Below are 16,548 nucleotides of genomic sequence, written 5' to 3'. Positions count from 1 at the left end.
TCCGGATGCGCGCGCCGGAGGGCCGCGGTGAGGGAGTCCGCCTCGCTGGTGAAGGCGTGCACTTCGCAAGGCCGGGTTGGCGGTGTCCCGTATCGGGACGTCTACCTCGTAGAACTCGCATTGCGACTTGACGGCCCATCTCCTTCCTTGCTTGGTGTGGGAGGGGCTGCGGCTCCGCCCCGGCCGGTGGCGCAGGCCGGTGGCGCAGGCCAGGCTTGGCGCGGCGCAGAGGTCCTTCAGGCAGTGGCTGGGAGGGGGAGTCGACGCCGCGCAGCGCGTCGACTACCTACGCGTCGAACTGGGCCTGATGCTGGGCGGCGGTGGCCAGGTCGGCTGCGTGGCCGCAGGGTAGGAGACGGCGGCCGAGCTGCACGTCGGCGAGGGTGGCAGGGAGGGATGCTTGGCGGCGCATCGGTGGCCAAGACGGCTCCGGTGCGCCCGCGCAACTGCCTGTCGACGCCCCGTGGCGATAGATAAAGCCGTTGGCCATGGAACGCGCGACCGAGATAATCCGCGTGGCAGAGGCGGGGAGGTGGATGACGGTATTCGTGTGTGCGGGATGCGACGCTGTCCTTAGTAGCCAGCTCGCACAGGTCGCGCTGCCTGTCCACGCCCATCAGAAGTGGGGCCACCGACTGCTCCCCGTCCTTATGGAGCCCGGGACGTATGCCGTGGACTCGGAGCCCTCCGGGCCGCCGTGGCGCCCGTGGGGTGAGATCAGCGAGGACGACGCAGCAGCTCGCGGCGTGTTCGCGCCAGCGTCGCTCTCCTTCGGTCCCCCGGGAGCGATCGTCATCGCACCCGGTGATGCGCGCGGCACGGTCCTCATCCCTGATCGATGCGGCGGCTACTGCTGCGGGCTGGACGGGCGCGACGGCCTGAACCTCGCCTGCGCGCAGTGCGGTCAGCCGGTGGCCACCCGTATAGACGACTGTTCGCTGTGGCAGGCGGTGTGGTTCGTCCCGAACGCCGTACGTGCCCTGCGCGACAACCAGCCCACCGGCGGGATCACCGGTTGGGAATGGCAGAAGTGGCAGGCTGTATCGCCAGTCGCCCCAGATGGCAGTTGGAACCCACAGTGGGCTGCGGCCGTGGGAGCCGGGCTGGCACACCTGCTGGCAGCCTCAGAAGGCATACCCGTGGCTCTGCCCAACGGCCCGATCACGGATACGTTCGACCACGCACTCAATGCGCTGCTCCCCACTGCGGCGCCGGCGAAGACTGTGGCGCTGGCGGGACCGGGCCTTCCGGCCCGGGAATCGACGCGCCGCATTTTGCTGGTGCCACAGCACCCACAGACGGGGGAGAGGTGGCTCGCCTCCACTACCGCCAAGACCGTGCCCATGCCCGCTGCTGCATGGAAGCAACTGGCCTTTCCTGGCGAAGCGCTCCTGCTCCCCGTGACAGGTGGACTCCCCGACGGTGTCCAACGCGACGATCCGCTTCCGCAGCATCCGTGGGAGCCGCTGCGGCCCGACTGGGGCGTGTTCCTCCACACGCTGGCACGGATCCCCGCGGTCCGGGAACCGTGGCTGCGCAGGATCTACGACCAGGTGAAAGAACACCCGTACGCCCGCCCGTTCTAACAGGAGCTGAGGTTCCGGTTCCTGGTGCAGAGCAGGGTGCTGGTGAGGCCGGCGTCGGTGTCGGGATGGATGAGGGCCGGCAGGAGGAGGGGGTCAGCAACGGCGGGGTGGCCGCCTGCTGCAGGACGTCCGGCCGTCGATTATTACGCCGTGATAATCGACGGCGAGAGATCGAACTCTTATACGCGGCTTGAGCCCGTCCAGGGAGCCTCGTCGAGGACTTCCCGGGGCGAGTGGTCGACGAGCGCCGACTCCATGCCATGCTCAAGACATCGGCACGCACTCTGCACGTCGGGACGCTGAACGACTGCTACTACCAGCCCGAGACCGCCGTCTGCCGGACCATGGGCGGCGCGGACCAGCCCATGCTCAACAACTGCCGTCCCGATCGTTGCGGGAATGCGACCATCACTACCCGCCATCGACGGGGTTGGGAAGCGGCACGGGACGACACCGAACGTGCGCTGGTCTTTGTCGGGCTGTCCGACCTGCAGCGCACAGCTTTACGGCAGCACCTCAGCGACGTCACGAAGGTCATCGAGGGGATCGACCATGCCCACGACTAAACCCACCGCAGCAGCCCTACAGGCAGCCTGCGAACGCCTGCTCCGCGGGGAGCCCGCTCGAAGCGACGGTTCCCTCACCGTCGCCTCCCTCGCCATGGAAGCCGGCGTCAGCAGAGCCAGCGCCTACCGCCACCCGCACGTTGTAGCCGAGTTCCGAAAGCTGGTCGCCGATCTGGAAGACGCAGCCGCTCCTTCGCCGACTCCCAGGGAAGAAGTCCAGGCCCTCAAGGCGGTAGAGCGCAGGCTTCGTCAGGAGCACGCCCGCGAGGTGCGTGAGCTGCGATTCTGCATCAACGTGTTGGCTCAGCAAGTTCAGTTCCTGACCTTGGAAAACCAGCGTCTTGCCCAGTCAGGCGCCCAATCCCTTGAGGTAACCCGCATCAACCGGTAACGACCAGGTCATTGAGATGCCCGGTGATCGCCCTTTCCCGACCTGAGCAGGCGTACAGCGGTAAACGCGAGCACTGCGAGAACAGCAGCTCCCAAGACAGCCTTGGAGTAGAGGCCGACGAGATCGGTGACCTGGTGCCAACGCGTGCCCAGCAGGTAGCCCGCGAGAACGAAGATGGCGTTCCAGGTGAGGCTTCCCGCCGTGGTGAGGGCAAGAAAGACAGGCAGGCGCATCCGCTCGACGCCGGCCGGGATCGAGATCATGCTGCGGAAGATGGGGATCATTCGGCCGAAGAGCACCGCCTTCGTGCCGTGCCGTGAGAACCATGCCTCTGTCCGGTGGATGTCGGAGACCTTCACGAGGGGGATCCGAACGGCGATGGCGATCATGCGCTCCCTGCCGAGCAGGGCGCCGATCGCGTACAGCGCGATGGCACCCACGACGGAGCCCACCGTCGTCCACGCAAGTGCCGCGATGAGACTGATTCTTCCTTGACTCGCCGTGAACCCGGCAAGCGGCAGGATCACCTCGCTCGGGAGCGGCGGGAAGAGGTTCTCCAAGGCGATTGCCACCCCGGCGCCGACGGCGCCGACGGATTCCATCAGGCTTGCGGCCCAACCTGCGACACCGCCGGTGGGCACCTCGGATGCAGCGATAAGGATCATGTACTTCACGGTAGAAACGCCGAGGTCTCCGCAGTATGGGGACGGCCACAGAGTCCGGGGTGGGATCCCTCAGGGCAACGGTGCGGTTTTCCGCAGTCCCGCACGACCGGCTACTCGACTAGGTTGCACGTCATGCGCATGCTCCTTGGCCGCTGGCTCCGAGTCGTACTGGGTGTCGTCTTGGGCTCGTTGGCCGCCCCCGTGGAGCTCGCCTTCGTCGTCATGGGTGGACTGTGGCTGCTGGCCACGCTGGTCCAGCGTGCCGGCGCCGAGTCCCCGGTGTTCCGCGGAGCCCGTTGGCTGGCCGAGGCTGGGCGGCGACGTGCGGCTACCTGGTACGGCGCCGAGCTCGACGTGCCGCGAGCCGACCGCTCCGCCTTTGCCTATCTCTCGTTGCGGTGGGTCCTCGGTGCGTTCAGCGGAGCCGTGCTCCTGGTGGCCCTGGTCGGCGCCGGCTACGCCTCGTTCCTGGTGTGGGGCTGGTTTGTTCTCAGCGACATCAGTCACCCCGGTGACGTACTGCTTTCGGCGCTCGGCGGCCTTTTCCTGCTGTTCCTTGCTGTCCAGGGTGTCTATGGCATCGGTCTGCTGGACGCGCAGTTGGCCAAGCGATTCCTGGGCCCGAGCGACCGGGAGCTGCTCAAGGTCAGGATCGGCGAACTCTCGGCCAGCCGGGCAGGTGTGGTCGAGGCCGTGCACGACGAGCGGCGGCGGATCGAACGTGACCTGCACGACGGCGTCCAACAGCGTCTGGTGGCGCTCGGCATGCTGCTGGGGCGTTCCCGCCGTACCTCAGATCCGGAGAAGGCCGGGAAGCTGCTGATTCAGGCACATGAGGAGACCCAGCGGGCGCTGACTGAGTTGCGGGAAGTCGCCTGGCGTGTTTTCCCCGCGGCGCTCGACGAGGGAGGCCTCGCCGAGGCGTTGGAGACGGTCGCAGAGCGGGCCGGCATCCCGGTGCACCTCACCTGTGAATTACCCCGCGAACCGACCACCGTCATACAGACGGTGGCCTACTTCGTGGTCGCCGAGGCCGTTACCAACGCCGCGAAGCACTCCGGAGCCACGCTCGTCACTGTCCGTGTCATGCGACAGGGCAGCATGGTCGTCGTGCGTATCGAGGACAACGGATCAGGCGGTGCCGACCCGACCGGCGGCGGCCTCCTCGGCTTGGCCCGGCGAGTCGCCGCCCTGGACGGACGGTTCACGGTCGACAGCCCCGCCGCAGGGCCCACCATCATCATCGCGGAGCTGCCGTGCGGGTAATGCTCGCGGACGACTCGACTCTGCTGCGTGAAGGACTCGCACGCCTGCTCGCGGACGAGGGCCATGAGATCGCTGCCGCCGTCGGCGACGGCGATGCGCTGCTGGCCGCGGTGACGCAGGAGCCGCCTGACGCCGTTGTCGTGGACGTACGGATGCCGCCCACCCACACCGACGAAGGGCTTCGCGCCGCCCTGGAGATCCGTCGCCGCTGGCCCGACACCGGGGTCCTGGTGCTCTCCCAGTACGTGGAGCGGCGGTACGCCACCGAGCTTCTGACCGGCAGCGGTGAAGGCATTGGCTACCTCCTCAAAGACCGCGTGGTACAGATCGACGAATTCCTTGACGCCCTCGAACGGGTGGGCTCCGGTCGGACCGCTTTCGACCCCGAGGTGGTACGTCAGCTCCTGGCACGGAGCAGCCATACAGACCCACTCCAGCGCCTCACCGAGCGCGAAGGCGAGGTACTCGCCACTATGGCCCAGGGACACACCAATGCGGCCATCGCGCAGCAGCTGTACATCTCTCAGAGCGCCGTAGAAAAACACATCAATGCGATTTTCGAGAAACTCCAGCTGACGGGTACCACGGGTTACAGCCGCCGAATGCTGGCTGTGCTCCATTACCTGGGTTCATGACGGCGGCGCGATGGACTCGCTTCTCTCCTTCGCCGGTCCCTCAGCACTCCTCTGTGCGGGGATCAGCGGCCAGGCAGACGCAATGCGCGCCGAGGGGTCGGACGTGCGCCGAAGAAACCTCTGCAAGGAGGCGGACTGCGCCGCCGCTGCACGTACCTGGACTTCGCTCAGCTCCGCCAGCCCAACGGTCCCTATGGAGGGATGTTCCTCGCCTATTCGGCGAGCTACTCGCGCCGCGGCCACGGCGTCGGACCTCGCGTCGTGTGCGCTGTCGAGCGGCACCCCGTAGTGGGCACACAGCGCCTGAAGAGTGCGCCTCCCCTTTCGGTAACGGTCCGCATGCTTGTCCAGGACCAGGGGGTCGATAACTGGGTGCAGCCGGGCCCCTTGTCGCGCGGACAGCGGCGCGACCTGGTGACGCCGGCATTCGCGGTCCAAAAGTGAGAGGTCGTAGCGCGCGTTCATGATCACCAGCGGAGTGCCGACCCGCAGGAGCTGCGCGACAGCCGTGCTGATCTCTGCCACCGCGGGTCCGGCGGGAACCCCATGCTTGCGAGCCTGCTCCGTGGAGATGCCGTGGATCGCCGCGGCTTCCTCAGGAATGACCACTCCGGGGTCGAGCATCCAGGTCCGCTCGTCCGACACTCGCCCATCCGGCTCAAGGAAGACGAGTGCCGCAGTCACGATGCGATCGGATTCGATGTCTATGCCGGTTGTCTCAAGGTCGAAGGCCGCCATCGGCCCGCTGGGCCACCTCATCGCGAGGCTCCTGTCTCCATGCCTCGACGAGACGCTTGAGACGCATATTCAGTGCGGGGATAAAAGTGGCCGTTGTTGGCGAGGGTGGTCTCGTATACGAACGCGTCGTCGTGGCGCATCCCGCACGGTCACGGCCCTGCGCAGGGACGGTCGGCCTGACCACGCTGTTGTTGAGCGTGCGGCTGAACCACGCGAACAGCCGTTTTGCCCAGCGGTATCTCGCGGCGAGTCAGGAGCGAGGCGACCGCAACGCCACGTCACTGCGGGCTCTGAAGGCTTAGGCAGATTCCCGAGCTTCAGTGTTCGTGGCCGGGCACGACGTCAGTACCTTTTGCGTTAGCCCATCCGGTAATGTGAATCGTTCATGACCTGGGGGGCTTATGCGATCCATATCAACCGTTACGGCAGCTTTACTGGCCTGCCTGACGGTGGGGACTGTCGTGGCTGGCTGCGCCGACGGCACAACCACAGAGAAGAAACTCTCTGCGAAGCAAATGCTCGACAACGCGAACAAGGCGATGAAAGCACTCAAGTCGGTGACGATCGACACAAACACCGTTGTGACTGACGGTGATGACTCTTCCGCTCACGTGACGACCAATCTCAAAGACAGGTGTGCGTCCAAGACGACCTGGACCACAGGTGCCCGCCTCGAGCAAATCCGCATCGGCGGAACTGACTACCTCCACGGCAACCGCGCTTACCTCGAACGCTGGTCAGGCCAGGACACGCCCGCCCCGAAGGACCAGAAGCACTGGGTGAAGGCTCCCGTCAGCGAAGCGGAAGAGGGAAGCGGGATTCCCAAATGCACCTGGGACTTCGCCTCTTTTGGGGCAGCGACGAAGGGCACACCGGCCAAGATCAACGGCATCCCGGCGATTGCACTAGTGGTGACCTACGAGGCGGACAAGGGAGGCTCATACACCTTTCACATCGCCACCGGAGGCAAGCCATACATCCTCAAAGTCGTCTACAAGGGCGCTGACTATCACAACACCACATCGTTCAGCGCTTTCGACAAGCCGATGGATGTGCGGCCTCCGGCCAAGACCGACATCCTCGACGCCAGCAGCACCAGCCACTGAGTCTGGGATGCCGAATCGTCAGGATCACCTGCCCTCGTAGACAGAACCCTGTCGACAGGCACTGCCCCGCGGCCGTCCCCGGTCGAGCGCAAGGCGGCTGGTGCCCCTGATGGAGATGTCGACCTCGTAGTAGGGCAGGCCCAGGACGCTTATCTCCCTTCGCCTCTCCCGCGGTTGAGGGGCCACTACGACCGCCCCGGCCCGGCAGGTGGCGGGGTCGGGGCGGCACAGAGTGCGCTCAACGCGCGGGTCAGCGGCTGGTTTCGATGGCGTACCGCAGATGCCTGCGCGCCCGCGCCAGCCGATCGCGCTGGTCGCTCCCGGTGAGGGGCAGCGCGTCGGTGTGGCCGATCGCGTAGTCCGGTTCCTCTCCGGCGCGCTGCAGGTAGTCGACGTTCGCGCTGACGAGGACGTTCATGACGCGCTCAACCATGACGCGAGGTCTCGTGCCCGCCCCTGCCCTACCTCTTCCGACCCAGGGGAGCTGCCACCGCTCGGCAGCTCGGCCACGATGCCGTGGTCACCGACGGGGATCATGTTCAAGGCGCGGTTGAGACACAGCAGGCACGGACAGCTCGGTGAGCACCGGGCGCACAGTGAGCCATCGACGAAAATCGCCTTGCGACACGCCTTACAACGGCTAACACAATGAGGTGGGTTGGCCTTGTATGCCGTGACTGGGCCGGGAATCGAGGTTTCGGCTCGGCGTGGGGACGTCGGCGTGGTCGTGTCGGATGAGACCGTGCTCGCCGAGCTACTCGGGCGCGTCTGCGCTTCCTGGCCGGGTGGGCCGCCTGGCGAAGTGGGCTCCCGCTGTCAGGGCCACGAATACCGCAATACAGCCGCCGAGCACCATGACCGCGGATGGAGAGGTGCGGTCCAGGACCATTCCCCCCAGAAGCGCGCCGATGGAGATCGTGGCTTGGAAGGAAGCCGTGAACAGAACTGATGCCGCTTCGGGGACAGACGGCGCCGCCTTGGAGAACCAGGTCTGCGATGCGACCGGCACTGCGCCGTAGCCGACGCCCCACACGATCAGCAGGGCAACAGCACCGGCCTCCCAGCGGCCCACCGTGGGAAGCAGAAGAGTCGCCCCTGCAATGAGTCCGGCCGCAAGGCCGAAGACAGTCCGCGGATGCTGTGCCACCCGAGCACCCCCGAGAAAGTTGCCGAGGATACCGGCAGCGCCGTAGATCAACAGGAACGTGGTGATCAGGCCGTCGCCGGCATGGGTGACCTGTTCCAGGAACGGCGTCACATAGGTGTAGGTCCCGAAGTGGGCGAGCACGATCAGGAACGTCAGCAGGAGCGCGAAGCGGGTGTTGCTACTGCGGATCATGCCCCTGAGATCGCTCAGCCGGGTGGCCTGGACGGAAGGTAGCGGGGGCACGACCAGGAGCAGCATGATCAGCACCCCGGCCGTCAGCGCACCCATGACCGTGAATGCCATACGCCACCCAGCGAGATCTCCGAGGAGGGTGCCGGTCGGTACCCCGAGGACGGATCCCAACGGAACAGCGGAGAAGATCACGGCGGTTGCCCTACTGACCGAGGCCGGCGGCACCAACCGTTCGGCCAGCCCAGCGCCTATCGACCAGAACCCACCGATCGTGATCCCCACCATGACCCTGGAGACCAGCACGAGCCAGTAGTCGGGTGCCGCAGCAGCAAGGAAATTCGCCAGGGCCAGCAGGAGCATGAAGACGCACAGCATCAGGCGACGGTCGATGCGTGCCGTGGCAACAGTGACCAGAGGAGCAGAGACCGCCGCGAGAAAACCCGGCATGGTCATCATCAGCCCGGCCACACCATCTGAGATGGTGAAACTGGAGCCGATCGAGGTCAGCAGACCGATAGGCAGGATCTCAGTGGTGACAATCGCGAAGATTCCCAGCATCACCGAGACCACGGCCAGCCAACCGATCAGTGGCGATTGGGTTGGCAGAACTGCGCCGTCGACTGGGTTGGTTGTGGTGGGGGACATGAGCTCCGTCCTGTGATGGGCAGTGCGTTTGCGAACAGCTCAGCAGGCTGTGTCCCTGGTCGGCTGGCGGAACTGCGACAGCGCCCTCGCGCTCCGCTTTGATGTCGCATTCTTGCCAGGACATTGGCCATCGCAACGGTCAGCACAGTGAGTTGAGTTGTCGGTGGGTGATGAGGCAGCAGGCGAGTTTGAGGAACGCTTCGTGGATGTCGGCTCGCCGTTCCCATCGGATGCGCAGACGTCGGAAGCCGTGCAGCCACGCAAAACTCCTCTCCACGACCCAGCGGTAGGTGCCCAGTCCCGTGCCGTGCAGGGTGCCGCGGCGGGCGATCGCGGGCACGATGCCGCGGGCGCGGACCTGGTCGCGGTAGATGTCGTGGTCGTAGCCGCGGTCGGCAAACAGCGAGTCCGGCTTGCGGCGGGGACGGCCGACCCGGCCGCGGACCGGCGGGATCGCGTCGAGCAGCGGCAGCAACTGGGTGACGTCGTTGCGGTTGCCGCCGGTCAGCAGGACCGCGAGCGGCGTGCCGTGCCCGTCGGTGATCAAGTGGTGTTTGGAGCCGGCTCGCCCCCGGTCGACCGGCGACGGGCCCGTGTGCTGCCCCCTTTTAGCGCCCTGACGTGGGAGGAGTCGACCACGCAGCGGGACCAGTCCAGCCGTGAGGCCGCGTTCAGCTCGGCCAGCAGGAACTCGTGGAGCCGCTGCCACACGCCGGCCTCGTTCCAGTCCCGCAGACGGCGCCAGCACGTCATGCCCGAGCCGAAACCCAAGTCCTGCGGCAGGTACTCCCACTGGATCCCTGTGTGCAGCACGTACAAGATCCCGCACAGCACTTCCCGGTCCGGCAACGGCTTGCGGCCGGGATAGCGAAACCTGCGCTCACGCTGCGGCAGGAGCGGCTCCAGGCAGTCCCACAGTTCATCCGACACGATCCACGCCGATGTCCCCACACCGCACCGAACGCTCAGCTCCCGCCCCGGACACGGCAACCAGAAGCGATCTACCTCATTGTGTTAGCCGTTGTTAGGGCCAGCTTCCTACCGCCGACTTCCGCCGTCCCACGTCTCAGCGGTAGGTCTTGTGAGGCGATATCCCAGCAGGTCAACGAGTGGGACGTCCCACGAACCCCTCAACCTGCCGCCACTCCTGGCAACTGGGGCCGATTGACCGGCAATCTCGGTGATGCAAGCCGGGCGGCGCGGTCCACCCCGCGCCGCCCTCCACCATGAGCTGCCCCGACTTTCGTAGAGTCCGATCTTGATGGTTCAGGCGGACTGCGGGACTTGCTCCTGGCTCTGCCAGAAGGCTTGCTCGTACTCGGCGGGCGGTACGTAGTCGAGTGCGGAGTGGAGGCGTTCTTCGTTGTACCACGTGATCCACTGGAAGATCGCCCGCTCGACCTGGTCGACGTCCTTCCAGGGGTCCTGCATCTCGATGAGCTCGGCCTTGAAGGTGCCGTTCAGGGCCTCGGCCATCGCGTTGTCATACGAGTCCGCGACCGAGCCGACCGACGCTGAGGCGCCGATGTCGGACAGCCGGTCAGTATACCGAATTGACACGTATTGCGACCCGCGGTCGCTGTGATGAATGAGGCCGGAGTCCTTCTTGATCCTCCGTCTCCACAGCGCCATCTCCAGAGCGTCCAGCGGGAGTTCGGTCCGCATGTGGTTCGCGACCTGCCAGCCGACGATCATCCGTGAGTACACGTCCAGGACGAATGCCACGTATGCCCAGCCGGACCAGGTGCGGACATAAGTCATGTCCGCCACCCAGAGCTGGTCGGGCCGGGAGGCGGTGAAGTCGCGGTCGACCAGGTCCGGCGGGCGGGGTGCCGACGGCTCCGGGATGGTGGTGCGGCGCCGCCGGCCACGGATGACGCCCTCGATGCCGAGCTCGGCCATCAGCCGCTCGACGGTGCAGCGGGCCACCTCGTGGCCCTTGCGCCGAAGAGCGCGGGTGATCCGGCGGGCGCCATAGGTGCCGCCCGACTCCGCGTGGACCTGCTCGATCAGCGGCATCAGCTGCTCGTCGCGGAGCCGGCGGGCCGACTTCGGCCGCTTCTTGCGGGCGAAGTACGTCGACAGCGACAGGTCCAGCACCCGGCAGACGGGATCGACCCCGAGACCTCTGTCACGCAGGTGGTCTATCACCTGCTCGGCCTCGTCCGGGGACGGTCGATCTCCTGGGCAAAAAACACCGAGGCGGCTTTGAGGATCTCGTTCGCCCGCCTCAACTCCGCTACTTCTTTGCGGAGTTGTTTGAGCTCGTCCTGCTCGGCGGTGGTCAGCCGGTCGTCGCGTTCGCCGCGGTCGGCCTCGGCCTGGCGGACCCAGCCGCGCAGGGCCTCCTTGTGGATGCCCAGGTCCTTCGCGACGTGGGCGATCGGCCGACCGGTGGCGCGGACCTCGCGGATCGCGCGCTCGCGGAGCTCATCGGGGTATTTACGGGGTGCTGCCATGGTGCTGGTGGTTCTCCTTCGCCAGGAAGGTAACCCTGGCATCAGGGACTCCACAAATCTCGGTACAGCTCACCCAGCCGCTCGTTGACCGCTGTGGTGCTGCTGTAGGCGATACGGCGGCCGAACAGGCTCACGGCACGCTCGTACAGGCCGCGCCGGGTGATGGTGGTCATGCTCGTGCTTCTCCTTCGGGGAAGGGCGCCGGACCGGGGTGGCCGGGCGGAAACCGCCGGCCCCGCACCCTCGCGCCAGGGCAAAGGGGTGCGGGGCCGACGGAGACCGACCGGACTACGGGGCGCGTTCTCCCTGCGGGTCGAGAGCACGGGTGGCGTAGTAGGCCCGGAGCCCGGCGTTGTCGGTGATGAGCGCGGCCGCTTCGTGCAGCGGGCACGACGCATCGCCATCGTGATCGGGCTCGATCCGCTCAGCAGTCCGGGCTGCGACGGTGAGCAGCTGCGCCAGGGCGCCGAAGAGGCCCTGCTGCGGGTCGGCTTCGCGGTGGAACTCGCGCACGATCTCCGCGAGCTCCTGGGCGGTGACGTCGTCTACTGCGAGTTCGTCCTCGATCTGCTGGAGAGCGAGCATCGCGATCCCGGCGGAGGCCCGGACGCGCTCCAGCCGGGTGCGGGTGACGGGGGTCACCGGCGGCTGCCCTTGCGCAGGGTGATCCAGGTGGTGACCAGGGCGGCGGCGACGCCGATCGCGCGGTGGGCCGCCTGGTCCAGCTCCATCAGCGCCGTGCCGGGCCCGGAGACGTCATGGACGGACTCGGGGTACTCGGTGCCCTCGCCTCCGGCCTTGCGGACGACGGTGGCGTGCTTGATGTAGCCGGTCTTGCCCGTCTTCTCCGCGAGCCAGAGCAGCGGGTCGCGGCGGTCGATGATGCCGTGGGTGATCGCGTTGATCGCGGCGCCGGTGAGGAGTGCGGCCGCGGGGACGCGGTAGCCCAGGGTGCGGGTGACGGCGAGGGTGGAAGCCAGTTGCACGGCGCTGTAGCTGGCGACGTGTCGGCTCACCGAGCGGCGGCCGTAGGCGCTGGCGGTGCAGGTGCGGCCCTCTTTGCCGTGCCGCCAGGGGTTCTCCTCCACCGGGGAGCCGTCGCTCTTGTAGACAAGGTGGGAGCCGTGCATCGCCTTGGTCGACGCGTCGTGCGCCCGCTGCACGAACTGGTCACCCAGGGGATGGACCCCGTCGAAGACGGCGGTCAGGGTGGCGACCAGGGCGAGGCCCTCGATGGCGCGGATGCGATCGGTCATGCTGGGTGTGCTCCTCATCTCGGATTCGGGGTGCAGGGTGTTCGGGGCGGCCGGCCTCTTGCCGATGCTGCGGGCGCCCCGTGAGCCTTCGCCCCCGGGCTGGATTCCGGCCGGGGGCGCAGGTGTTCAGTACGGCGGCTCGTCCTAGGCCGGGACGGGCAGGAGCCGGACGCGCAGCTCGCGCCGGTCGGCCCAGCACCCACACGCCTCCATCTCGGGGAAGGCGCCGCCGGTCCACCAGCCGCCCTCGCCGTGGCAGTGCGGGCAGTTGGGCCGGGGCCGGGCGGTGATCTCGATGCAGTGCCGGTCGGGGTAGAGCTTGAGGCGGGTGGCCTTGAGCGCGGGGGCCGGCCGTCGCCGCGGCCAGCGGGACGGCGGCGAGCAGCAGGGCGGCGCGCAGACGGCGGGCGGTCACCTCAGCGGGATGGCGCGGCAGGCGGCGGCGTGGCCGTTGGCGTCCGGCCGGATGCGGAACAGGTAGTCCTGCTCCGGCCGGTCGGAGGAGTCGCCGCAGCCGTGGCAGTTCCAGCGGTTCTTATCGGAGTGCTGACCGGGGCCGGTGACGTCCACGTACGAGCCACCGACCGTGATGAACCGGATCAGCAGATCCTTGGGGCGGTCCGGCTCGGTGAAGGCGGCAAGGGTGGCGGTGCTCATTGGCTGGTGTCCTCTCGGATCAGGCGGCCAGACGGTGCGTGGCCGGGGAGGTCATGCAGTGGGGCCGGGACGCTGCGGGCGTGGGCGGCCGATCCGGCGGCGCGGTCGGGGGATGAGCACGGGCTGTTCCTCCAGACGTCGGTGGACAGCACGACCGTGCCCCGCCGGTATCGGGGTCATCGGCGGGGCACGGTGGTGCATGGTGGCCAGTCGGCCTGTCCGGTCCTCGCTCACCCGGGATCACGGGGTGGTCGAGGACCGGGCGGAGCGACCGGAGGGTCAGCGCTGCTGGAGCTGGTGGACGTTGTCGGGTTCGTCGCCAGGTGCGGGGGCCGGGATGCGAAGACGAGTGGGGTCCATGGAGGTACCGCACCTGCGGACCACGCGGGCGACCATCAGCCCCGACCACCGGTCACATTGAGGCAACGTGCTGCCTGGGCTGCCGTGGTCGGAGTGATGGTCGGGCCGGCCCATGGCGGACCTGGGCGCTGGAGCGCTCGGTCCCTTGCCGTGGTCGCACCCTGTATCGCCGCGGAGAAGGCGTCGTGATCACTGCGGTCAGCTTGCTGCCCGCCGACTCCATGACGGTGTGGCCTCGGACCGGCTGGCGACCGGGCCCCAGGCAGGTCGACGGGTCAGTCCGCTGGTGCCCGGCTCACGGCGTACGCGCAGCAGCGGGAGCGGCTCATCGCAGCCGCTCTCCGCCAGTTGCGGTTTGGACCCGCTCTTGGAGGCTGTCGGTGTCCGCGCTTTCTCCTTGCGCACTGCCGGGTTCGGGACGGAGCAATGCCAACACTCCGTCCAGCTCGTCCCGCTTCACGAGGACGTCCCGCGCCTTGGAGCCCTCGCTGGGTCCGACGATGTTGCGGGACTCCATGAGGTCCATCAGCCGTCCGGCCTTGGCGAAGCCGACACGCAGCTTGCGCTGAAGCATGGACGTCGAACCGAACTGGGTGGAGACGACCAGCTCGGCCGCCTCGCACAGCAGGTCCAGGTCGTCGCCGATGTCCTCGTCGATCTCTTCCTTCTGCTTAGTGCCCACGATGACGTCGTCCCGGAAGTCGGACGCCATCTTGTCCTTGCAGTGCTGGACGACGGCCGCGATCTCGTCCTCGGTGACGAACGCGCCCTGCATACGGGCAGGCGTGTTCGCCCCCATCGGCAGGAACAGCCCGTCGCCCTTGCCGATCAGCTTCTCCGCGCCGGGCTGGTCGAGGATGACGCGCGAGTCGGTGAGCGAGGAGGCGGCGAAGGCGAGCCGTGAGGGGACGTTCGCCTTGATCAGGCCGGTGACGACGTCTACCGACGGCCGCTGGGTGGCGAGCACCAGGTGGATGCCGGCCGCGCGCGCAAGCTGCGTGATGCGCACGATCGCGTCCTCAACGTCCCGCGGGGCGACCATCATCAGGTCGGCGAGCTCGTCGACGATCACCAGCAGGTACGGGTACGGCTGGAGATTCCGCTCGCTGCCCGTCGGCGCCTTCACTTTGCCGCTTCGTACGGCTGCGTTGAAGTCGTCGATGTGCCGGAAACCGTACGCCGCGAGGTCGTCGTAGCGCAGGTCCATCTCGCGTACGACCCACTGGAGCGCCTCGGCGGCCCGCTTCGGGTTGGTGATGATCGGCGTGATCAGGTGCGGGATGCCCTCGTAGGCGGTCAGCTCGACCCGCTTGGGGTCGACGAGGACCATGCGCACCTCCTCGGGGGTTGCGCGCACCATGATGGAAGTGATCAAGCAGTTGATGCACGACGACTTACCGGAACCGGTGGCTCCGGCGACCAGGATGTGCGGCATCTTCGCGAGGTTGGCCATGACGTAGCCGCCCTCGACGTCCTTGCCGAGCGCCACCAGCAGCGGGTGGTCGTCCTCGGCGGCCGCGGCCAGCCGCAGCACGTCGCCGAGGTTGACCATCTCACGGTCGGTGTTGGGGATCTCGATGCCGACCGCGGACTTGCCGGGGATCGGGCTGATGATCCGTACGTCCGGGCTGGCGACGGCGTAGGCGATGTTCTTCGTCAGCGCGGTGATCCGCTCGACCTTCACGGCGGGGCCGAGCTCGACCTCGTAGCGGGTGACCGTCGGCCCGCGCGTGAAGCCGGTGACAGCAACGTCGACCTTGAACTCGGCGAAGAGGTTCGAGAGCGAGGCGACGACGGCGTCGTTGGCGGCACTGCGTGCCTTCCCGGGGCCGCCGCGTGTGAGGAGGTCGAGTGCCGGCAGGGAGTAGGTGGTGTCGTTGGACAGCTGGAGCTGCTCCGCGCGCGCGGGATGTTCGCGTTCCTGGCCGGCGGGCGGTGTCTTGGTGAGGTCGGGGACGGCGCGGGGGGACGGCATCACCCGGTTCGGCGGGGCGCCGGCGGGCGCCGACGTTGCTGCGGTTTTGAGTGCCCCGCGCTGTAGGAGGGCCTTCTGCTGAACGCCGTCCGGGTCGTGTGCCTCTCCGACGGGCCCGGGACGGCGGGTGCGCGCGGGCGGCGCCTCGCGACGCTGCTCCGTGTGTCGCTGGTCGTCCTGGCCGGGCACGTCGGCCGCTTGGCCCTGGACGACGCCGAGGTGCGCGCCGAGCGCCCGCAGCCGCTGTGGGATGGCGTTGACCGGGGTGGCCGTGACGATCAGCAGCCCGAAGAAGATGAGCAGGACCAGCAGCGGTGCGGCCAGCACGTCGCCCATGGTGTACGTCAGCGGGGTCGCGGCGCCCCAGCCGATCAGGCCGCCGGCGGCCCGTATGGCCTGCATGGTGTCGCTGCGGGCCGGTGAGCCGCAGGCGATGTGGACCAGCCCGAGCATGCCGATGACCAGGACGGACAGCCCGATGACGACACGGCCGTTGCCGTCGGACTTCGCTGTGTTCCGGATGAGGCGTACGGCGATGGCGCCGAGCAGCACCGGTACCAGCAGGTCGAGGCGGCCGAAGGCGCCGGTCACCAGGATCTCGACGAGACCGCCGACTGGGCCCCGCAGGTGGGCCCAGGTTCCCGCGGCGACAATCAGCGCGCTGGCGAGCAGGAGCAGCGCGATGCCGTCCTTGCGGTGTGCCGGATCGAGGTTCCTGGCACTCCGGCCCATACTGCGGAAGAGCCCGTACACAATCCTGGTGGGGATGGGCGTCGGTTTCGCCGCGGCCTTCTTGGCGGAGCTCCTCTTCGCGGTCGGCTTCTTGGCTGGTGCCCTCTTCGCAGGGGCCCTTTTCGCGGCGGACTTCTTGGTGGGGGTCTTCTTCACAGCGGACTCCAGGCAG

18 protein-coding genes and 1 pseudogene are annotated in these 16,548 nt (G+C 67.7%); 7 read left to right on the top strand and 12 right to left on the bottom strand.

Annotated elements, in window-relative coordinates:
• The first annotated feature begins 127 nt into the window (after positions 1 to 127).
• From STRVI_RS52345 to STRVI_RS52340, 4 genes are all read left to right on the top strand, one after another.
• Entirely contained in the window at positions 128 to 352 is a 225-nt protein-coding gene (locus STRVI_RS52345; RefSeq protein WP_150112978.1) for a hypothetical protein, read from the top strand.
• Between the two features lie 184 nt (positions 353 to 536).
• The gene (locus STRVI_RS44580; protein WP_014043627.1) at positions 537 to 1,586 is read left to right on the top strand and encodes a hypothetical protein; all 1,050 of its coding nucleotides are present in this window, start codon (positions 537 to 539) and stop codon (positions 1,584 to 1,586) included.
• 260 nt (positions 1,587 to 1,846) lie between these two features.
• The gene (locus STRVI_RS44575; protein WP_150112977.1) at positions 1,847 to 2,152 is read left to right on the top strand and encodes a hypothetical protein; all 306 of its coding nucleotides are present in this window, start codon (positions 1,847 to 1,849) and stop codon (positions 2,150 to 2,152) included.
• Positions 2,139 to 2,543, top strand: coding sequence for a hypothetical protein (locus STRVI_RS52340; RefSeq protein ID WP_014043626.1), 405 nt, complete (start codon positions 2,139 to 2,141; stop codon positions 2,541 to 2,543). The genes STRVI_RS44575 and STRVI_RS52340 overlap by 14 nt, the downstream gene beginning before the upstream one ends.
• Positions 2,544 to 2,551: 8 nt before the next feature.
• Here the strand turns inward: STRVI_RS52340 and STRVI_RS44565 are convergent, their stop codons facing one another.
• Positions 2,552 to 3,208: a DedA family protein gene (locus tag STRVI_RS44565; RefSeq protein WP_014043625.1), complete on the bottom strand. Its 657-nt coding sequence runs from the start codon at positions 3,206 to 3,208 to the stop codon at positions 2,552 to 2,554.
• A gap of 132 nt (positions 3,209 to 3,340) precedes the next feature.
• Between STRVI_RS44565 and STRVI_RS44560 the strand changes: the two genes are divergently transcribed.
• Together STRVI_RS44560 and STRVI_RS44555 are read left to right on the top strand one after the other, a co-directional pair.
• Entirely contained in the window at positions 3,341 to 4,474 is a 1,134-nt protein-coding gene (locus tag STRVI_RS44560; RefSeq protein WP_014043624.1) for a sensor histidine kinase, read from the top strand.
• On the top strand, positions 4,474 to 5,109 hold the full coding sequence (locus STRVI_RS44555; protein WP_014043623.1) for a response regulator transcription factor: 636 nt from the start codon (positions 4,474 to 4,476) through the stop codon (positions 5,107 to 5,109). The genes STRVI_RS44560 and STRVI_RS44555 overlap by 1 nt, the downstream gene beginning before the upstream one ends.
• Here STRVI_RS44555 and STRVI_RS44550 read toward each other — a convergent pair.
• Positions 5,104 to 5,868, bottom strand: a complete 765-nt coding sequence (locus STRVI_RS44550; RefSeq protein WP_014043622.1) for an exonuclease domain-containing protein — start codon at positions 5,866 to 5,868, stop codon at positions 5,104 to 5,106. The genes STRVI_RS44555 and STRVI_RS44550 overlap by 6 nt on opposite strands.
• Positions 5,869 to 6,308: 440 nt before the next feature.
• On the opposite strand from STRVI_RS44550, the gene STRVI_RS44545 reads away from it, so the two are divergent.
• A complete protein-coding gene (locus tag STRVI_RS44545; protein WP_251983023.1) occupies positions 6,309 to 6,953 on the top strand; it encodes a hypothetical protein in 645 nt (214 codons plus the stop codon).
• 250 nt (positions 6,954 to 7,203) lie between these two features.
• On the opposite strand, the gene STRVI_RS44540 is transcribed toward STRVI_RS44545, so the two are convergent.
• From STRVI_RS44540 to STRVI_RS44495, 10 genes and pseudogenes are all read right to left on the bottom strand, one after another.
• A complete protein-coding gene (locus STRVI_RS44540) occupies positions 7,204 to 7,386 on the bottom strand; it encodes a hypothetical protein (RefSeq protein ID WP_014043620.1) in 183 nt (60 codons plus the stop codon).
• A 321-nt stretch (positions 7,387 to 7,707) separates the two neighbouring features.
• Positions 7,708 to 8,937 (bottom strand): MFS transporter, encoded by a 1,230-nt coding sequence (locus STRVI_RS44535; RefSeq protein WP_014043619.1) that lies wholly within the window; start codon positions 8,935 to 8,937, stop codon positions 7,708 to 7,710.
• A 139-nt stretch (positions 8,938 to 9,076) separates the two neighbouring features.
• Positions 9,077 to 9,888, bottom strand: a protein-coding gene (locus tag STRVI_RS49695; protein WP_435532645.1) for an IS5 family transposase whose coding sequence is annotated in 2 segments (ribosomal slippage) — positions 9,077 to 9,562 and positions 9,565 to 9,888 — 810 coding nt in all. Because the reading frame shifts where the segments join, the coding sequence is not laid out codon by codon here.
• A gap of 315 nt (positions 9,889 to 10,203) precedes the next feature.
• Positions 10,204 to 11,396, bottom strand: a protein-coding gene (locus tag STRVI_RS44520) for an IS3 family transposase (RefSeq protein WP_435532644.1) whose coding sequence is annotated in 2 segments (ribosomal slippage) — positions 10,204 to 11,132 and positions 11,132 to 11,396 — 1,194 coding nt in all. Because the reading frame shifts where the segments join, the coding sequence is not laid out codon by codon here.
• 41 nt (positions 11,397 to 11,437) lie between these two features.
• Positions 11,438 to 11,569, bottom strand: a complete 132-nt coding sequence (locus STRVI_RS55845; RefSeq protein WP_014043614.1) for a hypothetical protein — start codon at positions 11,567 to 11,569, stop codon at positions 11,438 to 11,440.
• 115 nt (positions 11,570 to 11,684) lie between these two features.
• The gene (locus tag STRVI_RS44510) at positions 11,685 to 12,038 is read right to left on the bottom strand and encodes a hypothetical protein (protein ID WP_014043613.1); all 354 of its coding nucleotides are present in this window, start codon (positions 12,036 to 12,038) and stop codon (positions 11,685 to 11,687) included.
• Entirely contained in the window at positions 12,035 to 12,652 is a 618-nt protein-coding gene (locus STRVI_RS44505) for a hypothetical protein (RefSeq protein ID WP_014043612.1), read from the bottom strand. The genes STRVI_RS44510 and STRVI_RS44505 overlap by 4 nt, the downstream gene beginning before the upstream one ends.
• Before the next feature lie 144 nt (positions 12,653 to 12,796).
• A pseudogene (locus STRVI_RS55430) lies at positions 12,797 to 13,067 on the bottom strand (hypothetical protein).
• Positions 13,064 to 13,309 carry a hypothetical protein gene (locus STRVI_RS44500; RefSeq protein WP_014043611.1) on the bottom strand — a complete coding sequence of 82 codons (246 nt, stop codon included), beginning with the start codon at positions 13,307 to 13,309 and terminating at the stop codon, positions 13,064 to 13,066. Before STRVI_RS44500 ends, STRVI_RS55430 begins: the two are co-directional and overlap by 4 nt.
• Positions 13,310 to 13,994: 685 nt before the next feature.
• Complete coding sequence (locus STRVI_RS44495) at positions 13,995 to 16,532, bottom strand: DNA translocase FtsK (protein WP_014043610.1); 2,538 nt, start codon at positions 16,530 to 16,532, stop codon at positions 13,995 to 13,997.
• Positions 16,533 to 16,548 lie beyond the last annotated feature (16 nt).

It is taken from the genome of Streptomyces violaceusniger Tu 4113 (assembly GCF_000147815.2).
Lineage (GTDB): Bacteria > Actinomycetota > Actinomycetes > Streptomycetales > Streptomycetaceae > Streptomyces > Streptomyces violaceusniger_A.
This window is presented reverse-complemented; position numbering and strand designations above follow the sequence as displayed.